The organism is Pseudomonas sp. E45-MNA-CIBAN-0222 (genome assembly GCF_040310405.1).
Taxonomy (GTDB): domain Bacteria; phylum Pseudomonadota; class Gammaproteobacteria; order Pseudomonadales; family Pseudomonadaceae; genus Stutzerimonas; species Stutzerimonas stutzeri_AC.
On the sequence record NZ_JBEOPU010000070.1, the window covers coordinates 1 to 280 of the forward strand.

A 280-nucleotide genomic window follows, 5' to 3' on the forward strand; every position below is an offset into this window, starting at 1 on the left:
GGATGAAGACAAGGATGACGCCAGCGTTGCCAAACGCCCGGTGGTCGATCTGGAAATGTGCCTGGGCAACGTCAAACGCACCGTCGAGGTCAACCTGACCGACCGCAGCAGCTTCAACTACCCGCTGCTGATCGGCGCCAAGGCCCTGCGTGAGTTCGGTGCCGCCGTGAACCCGGCCCGACGTTATACCGCCGACAAACCCGACTGCTGATTGACGCCGGATGAGGCATCCGGCACGGTTCACCTTTGCTCCCCAGTGCTCGGACGCCATGCCTCATAT

The 280-nt window shown here is 62.1% G+C and carries 1 protein-coding gene; it reads left to right on the forward strand.

Annotation, left to right across the window (positions count from 1 at the left end):
- Nucleotides 1–211 (forward strand): putative ATP-dependent zinc protease (locus AAEZ08_RS22810; RefSeq protein ID WP_500125161.1); only part of this gene is annotated, 211 nt, incomplete at its 5' end.
- Nucleotides 212–280: the final 69 nt, after the last annotated feature.